Here is a 14,316-nt window from a genome sequence, read left to right on the forward strand (position 1 = left end):
CTCTGGGAAGGGCTGCGCGACGTGCGCGCCTCAGCTCTCACCCTTCAAGCACTACGCGAACTTGGAGACTGACGAGTTGTGTATAACGAGGTGGGGTCAGTCCTGTCGATTTTGAAGACTATCTGCTCTCCTCCGCCCTCAAGATGTTGGTCTGGTAGCGATTTCTTTTTCTGACCAGCCGCTGGGCCTTGCCATGCTTTTAATGTTTCGCCAGGTTTGATGTCGTAGATTACGAATTGACCATTTCCGTTCCAATCTGGCCATACAGCCAGAAACTTTCTCCAGGCAACTTTTGGATCTGGCGAGTTCTGAATCTCGTTAAAGGTTTTTTCGCTTATCCAACAGTCGCTCATTGCCCGACTATTAGGAGATATAATCCGAAATAGCCGTGCTGGCCCTTTAATGGACACGCTGGCCATCTTGTGAAAGGATTCTATGTTGTCATCTGTCAGTGGAGGCCAACCATCTTTTGCCTTTTTATCGACGCGGTAACGTTCTAAGTCGGCTTGTTGCGAAGGGAACTTTAGAGTCTGACCTGCGCTCAACCATGACGGCTTTGGGTTTGATGTTCGCATCATGGTCACCGCTGCTGCTTCGGGAATTGCTCCTCGATAGTGGACATTCTTGACATCCACAATCCCATGAAGACGTCTTAGCGATTCTCTTCCCAGTCGCATGATGATCGCATCGAGTATCTCCTGAATTGGTCCACATGCTTTTCTCAACCCTTCGTCAGCTTTTGCACGAACCCAAACGATCGTATCGAGCGCCACTTTTGCCTTCGCGCCCACGCGAGGAATATGCTCGACCTTGGCGACAAGGGCTTGTGTCGTGTTCACTCCTTTGTCGAACGCGCGCAATAGCGCATCCGGATTTGTTTTGGCCTTGACCTGCTTGATCTCCTTCGCGAGCCACGCGAAAACGTCGTCGACCTTGAGGCGACGGAGATAGTGCTGGCATGTTTCGCGGCGTAGCAGCGCCACCACGCACGTCATCGAGGCATCTACGGCAAGCGAGAATCCCTTGCTTGCTCCCCGTCGTATATACGAGAAGAACACCTTCAACACGCCCTTGACCAGGGACCCAAGAACTGGAAACAGCCCAATGAGCGTCAGCGCCAGCGCAACCCATGCCCACGTATCGTCCGGCTCCTGGCGCAGCTTCTTGCAGTTCGCGACCAAGTCCCGCACATCGCAGACCTGATCGACCAGGGGAATCATCGAGATCGCGGCGTCGGCCACGATCTGTCCGGTGGACCGGTTCTCGTTGAAGTCTCCCTGAATCGCCTCCCAAAACCACTCCCAGGCACTTTTGTCACCCTCCGCTTCTGCTTGTGGTGTGCCGGTACTCCATGCAACTGCACTACGCAACTGGGTAGGATTTATCTCGGCCATTGCTACGCTCCGGCAGGCACTGCGTTATGGGGCAGAATTCAGCGAGTCAATGCTTCCAACGGATCGTGAGGATCCTCATCGTCAGGTTTCCGCGGCTTGTAAATGACCTTCTTGACCGCCTTGTTCTCAACGTTTTCGTGCAAGGCTTTGCCATCCTTGTCGAGCGTTCCTGTGACGACTGGTCCATCCTGAAAATGGATTTCGTAGTCGACGTCGGGAATGCCCTCGGCGATCTCGGGATCGAGGTAGTGCAAGGCAATCCAATGCTGCATCTCGGGGCTGAGTTCCCCCGGTAGATTGCGCAGATTGGCGGTGTTGCGACCGCCCTTGTCGAAGAGGTGCTTGCCACCCTTGACCGAAAACTTCCCAGGGCAGGCAAAGGTAATATCCCCACCTTCCAGCGTGATCGCCGATTCCCCGGCCTGCAGCACGATCTTTTCCTTCGCCTTGATCTCGATCCGGTCATTCACCGACATCACAGTGACTTCCTTGTCCGCCAAAATCTCCAGCTGATCCGTATGCGCCTGCAACGACACCGGTCCATTCGCCGCAATGGCCTGAATGCCACCCGCATGCGAAAACAGGCTGGCCGCGCCACCGGCCACGGTCGACACCGTATGCGCCGCAGCGATATGGAAATCCGACTGCGTCGTCCACTGCATCTGCCCGCCGGCATAGATCACGGTCGATGCCGGCGTCGCCCAATTGATGCTGGCCGCCGAGTCCATCAGCACGACCGCCGCCCCGAATTTTTCAACTGGCTGCCCGCCATCGAGCTCGCGCGACCCCGCCTTGGCCTTGAGCGCCGTCTGTCCCCCAACCGCACCGTCGTACTTGCCCCTGGCCTGAGGATCGATCAGCGCGATGAATTCCTCCTGCGCCTTGGCCACCTCGCTACTAAACAGCGCCTGCGACTGGCCCGCCGCATCCTGCAGCGCGTCGCCCAGCGACTGCGCCGCCTTGAACTGCGCCACCGCCTCGGCCACATCCATCTGCGTCGACGTGATCCCGCTGCCGAGCTGCGGCCGCGCACTGGTCGACAGCAGCACGCCTTCACCGCCGCGCACGACCGCCCAGGCATCGGTGCGCAGCTCGAAGCCGCTGCCGCGATAACGGCCACGTTGTGACGTGCCGGGTGGCTGCTCGATCAGATAGCCGAGATTGAGTTCGCTGCCGGCGCTGCTGCTTGCCAGCCGCGTGCGCAGCTGGCCGGGCGTATCGTCCACCTGCCACTGATTGAACCCACCGCCATCGAAGTTCCGGCTATGAATCCCGGACAGCACGCCGGCGTGATCTGCGCCCGAATCCACGCCAGCCGGAAAGGGCGGCAGGTCGACCCCGTTATGCAACTGCGCCACGATGACCGGCCGGTCGATGTCTCCTTCAATAAAATCCACCAGCACCTCGGTGCCGATGCGCGGCGTGAACACAGTGCCCCAGTTCGGCCCGGCCAGCGCCTCGGCCACCCGTATCCAGCTGCCGGAAGCATCGTTGCCCGGCGCGCTGCCCCGTTCATCCAGGTTGTGCGCCACGCCGCCGGGATTCGGGTTGACGCCACGCTGCCACGCGAACTGGACTTTTACCTGATGGTCGCGCGTGCTGGTGGCGACCGCATTCGGCAAGCCGACCACCAGCGCGGTCTGCGGACCCAGGCTCGTGCAGGGATGCGGCGCGGCGATCGCGGCCGGCACCAGCGCCACTACGTCGCGCACGCAGGCGAAGGTATTGCGGTAGGTGCCGCTCTCGACCTGCTTCGCCGCGCCCGCGATGCCGGTGTCGAAGTTGTTGCGCGCCTCGTGTTGCACCCACAGCACGGTGAAGGCGTTGGCGCCGGCCGGATAGCGGTCGTGCTGGGTCAAGCTAAAGCCATGTCCGGCCGCCAGCCGGCGCACGGCGCCCGCGCCTTCGAAGACCTTGTTGTCCAGCTCGAGCGCCAGCAGCATCAACTCGCTGTGGCCACGCATCGCGGCGCCGGTGTCGCCGCCGATGCGTTCGCCGCTGCCGTCATGGATGGAGAGCGCGGGCAGGGCGCCGGCATCGAGGTGCGAATTCAGTTCTGCCGCCGGCGCCAGCAAGATGGCCGGGTTCCAACTGCTGATGCTGACGCCGTTGGCTGCTACCCGGCGCCGCGCGTGGAAGGTGTCGATCGCGTCGTCGCGCTCGGTCGCACGCACGCCATGAAAGCGCAACGTCGCGCCGCCGGGCGTTGGGGGAATCCGCGCCCGCCGGTCGAAGATCACCAGCCGGTGCCGCGCCTGGCCGTGGTCGGCGCCGGCCACTGTCTCGAATGGGGAATGATCGAAGCGCCAGCTCAAACCTTCGGATGCGAGCAGCCGCGCGAAGAATGCGTAATCGCTTTCGCGGTACTGGGTGCAAACGGGCCGTGGCGCCAGTTCCTGCGTCACGTCGAATGCGACGTCCACCTGTGGATAATCGGCCAGTAATTCACAGACGATGTCGCGCACCGTCTTGTTCTGGAACAGGTAGCAATCGCGCCGCAGCGTCAGCAGCGCCAGCGCCGGTTCGAGCACCAGGCGGTAGCGGGCGACGCCGCCATCGGCGCCCAGCCAGGACGCTTGCGTGCACAGGCCATGCCAGGCGCGCCGGCCGCCGTCCGGCTGCAGCAGGCCGACAGTCAATTCTTCGCCGATGAAGGAAGACAGGTCGAGGTCGGTCGAGGTGCTGAGCGCATCGACTTCGAAGCGGAACAGTTCGTTGGTGGCCTCGCGTCCCGCGAAGCGCTCCGCTACCAGCGATTGCGGCAAGCCGCTTTGCTGGCTGCTGGCCAGGGTGAGGAGCCGCGCGTGCTGGCTCAGGCCCGTGCCGTACAGGCCGAGCGAAGCGGGGGGAGGAAAGGCTCTCATTGGCGCGGGCAGGCCTGGATGGACATTGTGCACTCCGTCATATTGGCGGCAATGTCGATCTTAAGAGAGCGGGTCTTTCAGGTGATGCCTGCAGGCATGACGGTCGTCAAGCCGCAAGTGGGATATGCGCAGCGGGTAGATCGGGATAAAAAAATGGCGCGGTGCCTGGAAGCGCCGCGCCATCCTTGCTGAAAATCCAGTCAGCGCTTAGTTGCTCAGCCCACCACCGCCGGCATTGTCGGCGCGCTCGATCAGCTCGACCTTGTAGCCGTCCGGATCGGTGATGAAGGCGATCACGGTGGTGCCGCCCTTGACCGGGCCCGGTTCGCGGGTGATGTTGCCGCCGGCTGCGCGCACCTGGTCGCAGGTGGCGTAGATGTCTTCGGCCGAGATCGCGATGTGGCCGTAGGCCGTGCCCATGTCGTAGCTGTCGGTGCCCCAGTTATAGGTCAGTTCGAGCTCGGCGTGGTCCGGGTTGCTGCCGTAGCCGAGGAAGGCCAGGCTGTACTTGTATTCAGGATTGTCGCTGGTGCGCAGCAGTTTCATGCCCAGCACCTTGGTGTAGAAGTCGATGGAGCGTTGCAGGTCGCCGACCCTCAACATGGTATGCAGGATGCGCATTTTGGCTTGCCCTATGTGTTTCGAAGAACCGCCATTCTATGCGTTCGACGGCATCCTTGCCGGAGGCGCCGCAGGCAGGACGGCCCGCGGCGCGCCGGATCAGTTCTCGAGCCTGGCGTCGAGCGTGATCTTGGCATTCAGCAGCTTCGACACCGGGCAGTTTTCCTTGGCCGTGGTGGCCGCCTTGTCGAAGGCTTCCTGGCTGGCTCCCGGGATCTTGGCCACCAGGTCGAGGTGCACGGCCGTGATCGAGAAGCCGCCCTCGACCTTTTCCATCGACACCGTCGCCTTGGTGCGCAGCTCGTCGGCGGTCAAGCCGGCCTGGCCCAGCTGGCCCGACAGCGCCATCGTGAAGCAGCCCGCGTGCGCCGCGCCGATCAGCTCTTCGGGATTGGTGCCCGGCGCGTCTTCGAAGCGGGTATTGAAGCCGTAGGGCTGGTCCTTGAGCGCGCCGCTGCCGGTCGAGACCTGGCCCTTGCCGTCCTTGAGGCCGCCGCTCCAGACGGCGCTGCCATCGCGTTTGATCGTCATCTGTTATTTCCTTTCCGTGTCGTTGTCTTCGGGCGCCGGTTCGGCGTCATGGTCGCGCATGTCGCGGTGGCGGTCGGGCTGCGGCGCGGCCTGGCCGGTCGCGCCGGGGGCCGGATCGACCGCCTCCGAAATGCCGGGCGTGTTGCGCGAATCGGTATCGACCAGGCCCTGCTCGAGGTCCTTGGCCGCCTGCTTCATGACGCCGCGCGGTTCCTGGTCTTGCCCGTCCGGCGTCTCGTCGCGTTCATGCGGCTGGCGTTTGACGCCATCGTTGCTCATCGGTTCCTTGGTATTGACGAACCGGTCCTTGGTTTCGGTCACCATGGTGCTCTCCTTTGCATTTTCGTCATCATCATCGTAACTGCCTGTCGGTGAATGAGTCGCGCAATTGAACTCCGTAATTTGATGATGCTTTTTTGCAATTACCTCGCTAAGATGAGCGCTTGACCGTATTGACGGAACGCACTGTGACCCCAGACATCCTGACCCACGACGCCGGCATTGCCTGCAAGAACTGCGGTACGACTGCGCAAGGCAATTACTGCCAGCAGTGCGGGCAGGCCACCCACCTGCACGTGCCGAGCGCGCGCGAATTCCTGCACGAGTTCATCGCCCACTACGTGGCGCTGGAGGGCAAGCTGTGGAAGTCGCTGGCCCTGCTGATTGCCAAACCGGGCTTGCTGACCTGCGAATACATCGAGGGCCGCCGCGTGCGCTATCTGGAGCCGCTGCGCCTGTATCTCACCTTCAGCATCATTTTCTTTGCGCTGTTCAAGCTCAGTGGCGTCGAGGTGGCGCGTTTCGACGAGCCGTCGCCGGCCCTGGCCGCGGCGGTGGCCGAAGGGCGCGCCAAGGAGACGGTGCTGGGCCCGGCCATGGGGGCGGACGCCGCCGAGTACGAACGAGTCCTGGCCGTGCTGAACCAGAAGGCCAGCAACGTGCATCCGGTATTGCGCGAGCGCGTGGCGCGCTTCCTGTCCCTGTCGCCGCAGGCGCAGAAGGCCGCGCTCAAGCAGGCTTTCTACAGTTATACGCCGTATGCGATCTTCGCCATGATGCCGCTGTTCGCGCTGTATATGAAGATCCTGTACCTGGGCGCCGGGCGCCGCTACGGCGAGCATTTCCTGTTCGCGCTGCACGCGAATGCCTTTGCCTTCCTGATGCTATCGGTGATGATCCTGGTGCCGGAAAGCTGGAAGTTCATCACCTTCGCGCTATTGCTGTGGCTGGTGTGCTACCTGCCGCTCGCGATGCGCCGCGTCTACGAGCGCAGCTGGGTGGGCACCGTCATGCGCTGGGTCGTGCTGATCTTCGCCCACGTCGTGACCCTGGCCTCGGCCGTATTGACCGTGATGGGCATGGTACTGATGGGCTGAACTTGCAGGTCAGGGGCGGCGCCCGCTATACTGTTCATTTATACAGTCATTACCGAGCGCCGTATGGCAGCCGCAGGGATTATCGGTTAATCTCCAGCGTACGCTTAACCCTCAACTGCAGAGAACGTCATGCCCGCTTCGCCCCAACCGCAACAGATCATCGCGCTCGTGGTGCGGCACAACACGGCAGGCGTCGAGGAGCCGGTCGGCCGCATCCGCGATTTCCTGCAAGAGGCGGGCTACCGCGTGGTGTTCGAGGCCGATACCGCGGCGCACCTGCAACTGGATAACATCGATTCGATGACCGTGGCCGAGATCGGCGCGCAGGCGAAGATCGGGATCGTGGTCGGCGGCGACGGCACCATGCTCGGCATCGCGCGCCAGCTGGCCGAGTACGACATTCCCCTGGTCGGCATCAACCTGGGCCGGCTCGGCTTCATCACCGACATTCCGCTCGACGACATGCTGCCGGCGCTCGGCGAGATCCTGCAAGGCCGCTCGCGCGCCGAGAAACGCACCCTGCTCGAGGCGCGCGTGATGCGCGGCGGCGAGCAGATCTTCTGCAGCGTGGCCGTCAACGACGTGGTCGTGGCGCGCGGCACCGGCGCCGGCATGGTCGAACTCAAGCTGACCGTCGACGGTCAATTCATGTACAACCAGCGTTCGGATGGCCTGATCGTGTCCACGCCCACCGGCTCCACGGCCTACGCGCTGTCGGCCGGCGGGCCGCTGCTGCATCCGAGCCTTGGCGGCACGGTGCTGGTGCCGATCGCGCCGCATGCGCTGTCGAACCGGCCGATCGTGGTGCCGGATACCAGCGAGATCGTGGTCGAACTGGTCAGCGGACGCGACATCAGCGTGAACTTCGACATGCAGACCTTCACCAGCCTGCAACTGGGCGACTGCATCGTCATTTCGCGCTCACCGCACACGATCACCTTCCTGCATCCGCTCGACTGGAGCTATTACCACACGCTGCGCCAGAAGCTGCACTGGAACGAATACCCCACCAACGACGGCAGGCTCAAGTAATACGCCGGAATTGTCCGCCCGACTTGTTCGCCACAGAATCGCCAATCACCGGAGACCCGATTTTTCATGCTGCGCACACTGACCATCCGCGACTTCGTCATCGTCGACGCGATCGAACTGGAGTTCTCGAACGGCTTTTCGGTGTTCACCGGCGAGACCGGCGCCGGCAAGTCGATCCTGATCGATGCGCTGCAACTGGCGCTGGGCGGACGCGGCGACGCCAGCATGGTGCGCGAAGGCGCCTCCAAGGCCGACATCACGGCCGATTTTTCGCCGACCGCGGCGGCGTCGCGCTGGCTCGAGCAGCACGAATTCAGCGTCGAGGAGGGCGGGGCGCTGCTGCGCCGCGTGATCGACAACGCCGGCCGCTCCAAGGCCTATATCAATGGCGTGGCGGCAACCGCGGCCCAGCTGCGCGACCTGGGCGAGCTGCTGGTCGACATCCACGGCCAGCATGCCCACCAGTCGCTGCTCAAGCCGGACGCCCAGCGCGCGCTGCTCGACAACCAGATCGCGGTGCGCGATCCGCAGGCGCGCATCGAGGCGCAAGCCGTGTCGCAAGCCTGGCGCGCCTGGCGCGCGCTGGTGCGCCAGCGCGAAGAATACGAGACCAATGCCAAGAACGTGCTGATCGAGCGCGAGCGCCTCGAGTGGCAGGTCAGCGAGCTGGATAAACTGGCGCCGAAGGCCGGCGAATGGGTCGAGATCAGCAATGAACACAGCCGCCTGTCGCACGCCGCCAGCCTGCTCGAAGGCGCCCAGGAAGCCTTGGCCGCGATCTCGGAATCGGAGCATCCGATCCTGTCGCAGCTGTCCTCGCTCAATGCCAAGCTCGGCAAGCTGGTCGACGTCGACGCCCAGCTGCAGGCGGTGCTCGACTGCATGGAGCCGGCCCGCATCCAGCTGCAAGAGGCCGTATCGGAGCTGAACAACTATATCGACAAGGTCGAGCTCGACCCCGAGCGCCTGCGCGACGTCGATGCCCGCATGGACGCCCTGCACAGCGCCGCACGCAAGTACCGCGTGACGCCCGAAGAGCTGCCCGACGAACACGCGGCGCTCGGCGCCAAGCTGCGCCAGCTGGCCGACGCCACCGATATCGAAGGCTTGCGCAAGCAGGAAGACAAGGCCAGGGCCGTCTACATGGACGTGGCCGGGCGCCTGTCGGCGCGCCGCGTCAAGGCCGCCGCCGAACTGGGCGCGCAAGTGACGGCCGCGATGCAGGAGCTCAGCATGAGCGGCGGCAGCTTCGCCATCGGCCTGAACAGCGGCGAGCCGGGCGCGCATGGCCTCGAACAGGTGGAATTCCTGGTCGCCGGCCACGCCGGCGTGGCGCCGCGTCCGCTGGCCAAGGTGGCCTCGGGCGGCGAACTGGCGCGCATCTCGCTGGCGATCTCGGTGATCACCTCGAACGCGACCACGGTGCCGACGCTGATCTTCGACGAGGTCGACACCGGCATCGGCGGCGGCGTGGCCGAAGTGGTGGGGCGCCTGTTGAAGCGCCTGGGCCAGCAGCGGCAAGTGCTGTGCGTGACCCACTTGCCGCAGGTGGCGAGCCAGGCCAACCAGCATTTCCAGGTGGCCAAGGGCACGACGGGCGAGGGCCGCACCGTGTCGCGCATCGACGTGCTCGACAGCCGCGCGCGGGTGGAAGAGGTGGCGCGCATGCTGGGCGGGATCGAGATCACCGAAACCACGCGCAAGCATGCGCGGGAGTTGCTCGCTTCCTGAACCACTGCGGTTCGCTACAGAACTCTTCATTCCGATGTCATGCCGCTTTCTTCATTCTGTGGCAGAGTGACGTTCGACCTGCGGCCTTCGCGCCGCAGCATCGTCCGCCACCCCCAACCATGGAAGGAATTCGCATGAGCATCGAAAAAGTCCTGTACCGCGCCCAAGCCACCTCGCAAGGCGGCCGTGAAGGCACCTCGAAAAGTTCCGATGGCGTTCTTGACCTGAAACTGAGCACGCCGAAGGAACTCGGCGGTGGCGGCGGCCCGGGCACGAATCCGGAGCAGCTGTTCGCGGCCGGCTATTCGGCCTGCTTCCTTGGCGCCCTCAAATTCGTGGCCGGCCAGGCCAAGGTCGCGCTGCCGCAAGACCTGACCATCACCGGCGACGTCGGCATCGGCCAGATCCCGACCGGCTTCGGCATCGAAGTCGACCTCACCATCAAGGCCCCGGGCATGGACCAGGCCCAGCTGCAAGAGCTGGTCGACAAGGCCCATATCGTGTGCCCGTACTCGAACGCCACCCGCGGCAATATCGACGTGCGCCTGCACGTGAACACTTGATTCTGGCGGCATAAGACGTGTCCGTGGCGCAAGCGCCACGCAAGGCGGTGGCGGCGCCCTCGCAAAAAGAGGGCGCCGCCTGCCGGGTCGGCAGGCTGCACTTATAATAGGCAGGTCCTGTCAACATCCCTCATGTATGCCATTCCGTAAAGAACCGCCTCACATCCACGGCAGCGTGTCGCGCAGCGCGATCGTCCTGGTCAACCTCGGCACGCCGGACGAGCCCACCCGTTCCAGCGTGCGCCGCTACCTGAAGCAGTTCCTGTCCGATCCGCGCGTGGTCGAGATCCCCAGCCGCATCTGGTGGGTCATCCTGAACCTGTTCATCCTGCCGTTCCGTTCCGGCCAGTCGGCCGCCAAATACCGCACCATCTGGACCCGCGAAGGCTCGCCCCTTCGCATCCACACCGCCCAGCAGGCCGCAAAACTGCAGGCGTTGCTGGCCGAACGCGGCCACGAAGACGTCAAGGTGGCGATGGCCATGCGCTACGGCACGCCGTCCCTGCCCGACGTGCTCGATCAACTGAAGGCCGATGGGTGCGACCGCATCGTCGTGCTGCCCGCCTACCCGCAATATTCCGGCACCACCACCGCCTCGATCTGGGACGCGGTGTTCAAGCATTATGGCCAGGTGCGCAACGTGCCCGAGCTGCGCCTGGTGAAGCACTACCACGACCATGAAGGCTATATCAACGCGCTGCGCGACAGCGTGCAGGCCCACTGGGACGCCCACGGCCGCGGCCAGAAGCTGGTGATGAGCTTCCACGGCACGCCCAAGCGCACCCTGGAGCTGGGCGACCCGTACTTCTGCGAATGCCAGAAGACCGGGCGCCTGCTGGCCGACGCGCTCGGGCTCGGGCCGGACGACTACCTGGTCACCTTCCAGTCGCGCTTCGGCAAGGCCGAATGGCTGCAGCCGTACACCGCGCCGACCGTGCAGCAGCTGGCGCGTGACGGCGTCGAGCGCATCGACGTGCTGTGCCCAGGCTTCACCAGCGACTGCCTCGAGACGCTGGAAGAGATCTCGATGGAAGTGCGGCACGATTTCGAAGCCAATGGCGGCAAGCAATTCCACTACATCCCCTGCCTGAACGCCTCGCCGTCCTGGATCCACGGCATGGCCGAGATCGCCGAGCAGCACCTGATCGGCTGGTCCACGATCCAGACCCCGGCCCAGCGCGAGGCCCGCCGCCTCGACGCCGAGCGTGGCGCGCAAAACGCGGCCCGCCTGGGCGCCTGACCCTCCACATGCCGGCGCTACGCTGGCATGTTTTTACGGACGTCCGCAAGCGCTTGCTTATTGACAACCTGCTAAAATGCCAGGTTGTTGGTGCTGGGTGCCGTGTTTATCTGTTTTTCAGATGCCATCTCTGCAATTCCCCTTGAAATTGTAGGAGATCGCCCCATCTGGGGCGCTGTGTATCGATCCGGATACGTTTCTAACTCAGCCAAGTCCTTGATTCTAGGAGTTTTTCCGATGCAAGACCAAGAAAACAAAGAGGTGCTCGACCAGCAAGCTGGCGAAGCGCCTGCCGCTGACGCCACTGAGGGTGCGACCGCACAAACCGCCGCTCCGGCCGCGCCATCGGCCGAACCGGGCCTCGAAGAACAACTGAGCGCGACCGAAGCCAAGCTGGCCGAGATGCATGACGCCTTCATGCGCGCCAAGGCCGAAGCGGACAATATCCGCCGCCGCGCCCAGGAAGACGTGAGCAAGGCCCACAAATTCGCTATCGAAAGCTTCGCCGAGGCCATGGTGCCGGTGCGCGACAGCCTGGAAATGGCCGTCAAGGTCGAAGCCCCGACGGTCGAGTCGATCAAGGAAGGCGTCGAAATGACCCTCAAGCAGCTCACCGCCGCGTTCGAGAAGAACCGCCTGGTCGAAGTGATGCCGCAGGCGGGCGACAAGCTGGACCCGAACAAGCACCAGGCCGTGGCCGTCGTGCCGTCGGAACAGGAAGCCAATACCGTGGTCACCGTGCTGCAGAAGGGCTATATGATCGCCGACCGCCTGCTGCGTCCGGCCATCGTGACCGCCGCAGCGCCGAAATAAGGAGCCGCAGTGGCATCTGTGTGTGTTCTAACTGACGCTGTCAACTGAGCCACTTGAAAGCACGCTGCCCCTTCCCAATATTGAATCCATCAGAAATTCACAAATACTAAAGGAACACATCATGGGCAAAATCATCGGTATCGACCTGGGCACCACCAACTCCTGCGTCGCCATCATGGAAAACGGTACCCCGAAGGTGATCGAGAACGCCGAAGGCGCGCGTACCACGCCGTCGATCATCGCCTACCAGGAAGACGGCGAGATCCTCGTCGGCGCGCCGGCCAAGCGCCAGGCCGTCACCAACCCGAAGAACACCCTGTTCGCCGTCAAGCGCCTCATCGGCCGCAAGTTCGACGAGAAGGAAGTGCAGAAAGACATCTCGCTGATGCCATACCAGATCGTCAAGGCCGACAACGGCGACGCCTGGGTCGGCGTGCGCGACAAGAAACTGGCAGCCCAGCAGATCTCGGCTGAAGTCCTGCGCAAGATGAAGAAGACCGCCGAGGACTACCTGGGCGAAGAAGTCACCGAAGCCGTCATCACCGTGCCGGCCTACTTCAACGACTCGCAGCGCCAGGCGACCAAGGACGCCGGCCGCATCGCCGGCCTGGACGTCAAGCGCATCATCAACGAGCCGACCGCGGCCGCGCTGGCATTCGGCCTGGACAAGACCGACAAGGGCGACCGCAAGATCGCCGTGTATGACCTGGGCGGCGGCACCTTCGACGTCTCGATCATCGAGATCGCGGACGTGGACGGCGAGAAGCAGTTCGAAGTGCTGTCGACCAACGGCGACACCTTCCTGGGCGGCGAAGACTTCGACCAGCGCGTGATCGACTACATCATCGACGAATTCAAGAAGATCAACGGCCTCGACCTGTCGAAAGACCCGATCGCCCTGCAGCGCATCAAGGCGTCGGCCGAGCGCGCCAAGATCGAACTGTCGTCGTCGCAGCAGACCGAAATCAACGAGCCGTACATCGCCATGGCGAACGGCGCGCCGGTCCACCTGAACCTCAAGATTACCCGCGCCAAGCTCGAATCGCTGGTCGAGGAACTGATCGCCAAGACCATCGAGCCATGCCGCATCGCCATCAAGGATGCCGGCGTCAAGGTCTCGGACATCGACGACATCATCCTGGTCGGCGGCATGACCCGCATGCCGAAGGTGCAAGAGAAAGTTAAAGAGTTCTTCGGCAAGGATGCGCGCAAGGACGTGAACCCGGACGAAGCCGTCGCCGTCGGCGCCGCCATCCAGGGCTCGGTCCTGTCGGGCGAGCGCAAGGACCTGCTGCTGCTGGACGTGACCCCGCTGTCGCTGGGCATCGAGACCCTGGGCGGCGTGATGACCAAGATGATCCACAAGAACACCACGATCCCGACCAAGTTCTCGCAGGTGTTCTCGACCGCCGACGACAACCAGCCGGCCGTGACCATCAAGGTCTACCAGGGCGAGCGCGAAATCGCGCAAGGCAACAAGAGCCTGGGCGAGTTCAACCTGGAAGGCATCCCGCCGGCAGCACGCGGCACCCCGCAGATCGAAGTGACCTTCGACATCGACGCCAACGGCATCCTGCACGTCGGCGCGAAAGACAAGGCCACCGGCAAGGAAAACAAGATCACCATCAAGGCCAACTCGGGCCTGTCGGAAGAAGAAATCCAGAAGATGGTGAAGGACGCCGAGCTGAACGCCGAAGAAGACAAGAAGGTCAAGGAACTGGCCGAAGCCCGTAACCAGGGCGACGCGCTGGTTCACTCGACCCGCAAGTCGCTGACCGAATACGGCGACAAGCTGGACGCGGCTGAGAAAGAGAAGATCGAAGCGGCGATCACCGACCTGGAAGGCGCGATCAAGAGCGGCGACAAGGCGGACATCGACGCCAAGACCGCGGCCCTGTCGAGCGCAGCGCAATCGCTGGGCGAGAAGATGTACGCCGACATGCAGGCGCAGCAAGCTGGCGGCGCGGGCGCCGCGGGTGCGGGCGCCGGCGCGGCCGGTGGCGAACAGTCGGCCAAGCAGGACGACGACGTGGTCGACGCCGACTTCAAGGAAGTGAAGGACGCCAAGTAAGCGTCTTTGGCGCGGGAACGAACAGCTTCCCGCGCACAGGCCGAGCCGACACCTTCACTGGTCATCGGCTCGGTTTTTTT

General features: G+C 63.4%; 12 protein-coding genes. 7 read left to right on the forward strand and 5 right to left on the reverse strand.

Annotated elements, in window-relative coordinates:
- Positions 1 to 44 precede the first annotated feature (44 nt).
- From HMPREF9710_RS06265 to HMPREF9710_RS06285, 5 genes are all read right to left on the reverse strand, one after another.
- Complete coding sequence (locus HMPREF9710_RS06265; RefSeq protein WP_005664899.1) at positions 45 to 1,394, reverse strand: hypothetical protein; 1,350 nt, start codon at positions 1,392 to 1,394, stop codon at positions 45 to 47.
- A 38-nt stretch (positions 1,395 to 1,432) separates the two neighbouring features.
- The gene (locus tag HMPREF9710_RS06270) at positions 1,433 to 4,258 is read right to left on the reverse strand and encodes a type VI secretion system Vgr family protein (protein ID WP_005664901.1); all 2,826 of its coding nucleotides are present in this window, start codon (positions 4,256 to 4,258) and stop codon (positions 1,433 to 1,435) included.
- A 207-nt stretch (positions 4,259 to 4,465) separates the two neighbouring features.
- Positions 4,466 to 4,879, reverse strand: coding sequence for a lactoylglutathione lyase (gloA, locus tag HMPREF9710_RS06275; protein WP_005664902.1), 414 nt, complete (start codon positions 4,877 to 4,879; stop codon positions 4,466 to 4,468).
- A gap of 99 nt (positions 4,880 to 4,978) precedes the next feature.
- Positions 4,979 to 5,410 (reverse strand): OsmC family protein, encoded by a 432-nt coding sequence (locus HMPREF9710_RS06280; protein ID WP_005664904.1) that lies wholly within the window; start codon positions 5,408 to 5,410, stop codon positions 4,979 to 4,981.
- Between the two features lie 3 nt (positions 5,411 to 5,413).
- Positions 5,414 to 5,734, reverse strand: a complete 321-nt coding sequence (locus HMPREF9710_RS06285) for a hypothetical protein (protein WP_005664905.1) — start codon at positions 5,732 to 5,734, stop codon at positions 5,414 to 5,416.
- A 143-nt stretch (positions 5,735 to 5,877) separates the two neighbouring features.
- On the opposite strand from HMPREF9710_RS06285, the gene HMPREF9710_RS06290 reads away from it, so the two are divergent.
- From HMPREF9710_RS06290 to dnaK, 7 genes are all read left to right on the forward strand, one after another.
- Positions 5,878 to 6,786 (forward strand): DUF3667 domain-containing protein, encoded by a 909-nt coding sequence (locus tag HMPREF9710_RS06290; protein WP_005664906.1) that lies wholly within the window; start codon positions 5,878 to 5,880, stop codon positions 6,784 to 6,786.
- A gap of 129 nt (positions 6,787 to 6,915) precedes the next feature.
- The gene (locus HMPREF9710_RS06295) at positions 6,916 to 7,818 is read left to right on the forward strand and encodes an NAD kinase (protein ID WP_005664908.1); all 903 of its coding nucleotides are present in this window, start codon (positions 6,916 to 6,918) and stop codon (positions 7,816 to 7,818) included.
- A 66-nt stretch (positions 7,819 to 7,884) separates the two neighbouring features.
- Positions 7,885 to 9,549, forward strand: a complete 1,665-nt coding sequence (recN, locus tag HMPREF9710_RS06300) for a DNA repair protein RecN (protein WP_005664910.1) — start codon at positions 7,885 to 7,887, stop codon at positions 9,547 to 9,549.
- Between the two features lie 134 nt (positions 9,550 to 9,683).
- Complete coding sequence (locus tag HMPREF9710_RS06305) at positions 9,684 to 10,112, forward strand: organic hydroperoxide resistance protein (RefSeq protein WP_005664912.1); 429 nt, start codon at positions 9,684 to 9,686, stop codon at positions 10,110 to 10,112.
- 136 nt (positions 10,113 to 10,248) lie between these two features.
- Positions 10,249 to 11,352, forward strand: a complete 1,104-nt coding sequence (gene hemH / locus HMPREF9710_RS06310; RefSeq protein ID WP_005664914.1) for a ferrochelatase — start codon at positions 10,249 to 10,251, stop codon at positions 11,350 to 11,352.
- A 237-nt stretch (positions 11,353 to 11,589) separates the two neighbouring features.
- The gene (grpE, locus tag HMPREF9710_RS06315; protein ID WP_005664916.1) at positions 11,590 to 12,165 is read left to right on the forward strand and encodes a nucleotide exchange factor GrpE; all 576 of its coding nucleotides are present in this window, start codon (positions 11,590 to 11,592) and stop codon (positions 12,163 to 12,165) included.
- Between the two features lie 121 nt (positions 12,166 to 12,286).
- Positions 12,287 to 14,236, forward strand: coding sequence for a molecular chaperone DnaK (dnaK, locus tag HMPREF9710_RS06320; RefSeq protein WP_005664918.1), 1,950 nt, complete (start codon positions 12,287 to 12,289; stop codon positions 14,234 to 14,236).
- The last annotated feature ends 80 nt before the right edge of the window (positions 14,237 to 14,316 follow it).

Origin of the sequence: Massilia timonae CCUG 45783 (assembly GCF_000315425.1) — a bacterium.
Lineage (GTDB): Bacteria > Pseudomonadota > Gammaproteobacteria > Burkholderiales > Burkholderiaceae_D > Telluria > Telluria timonae.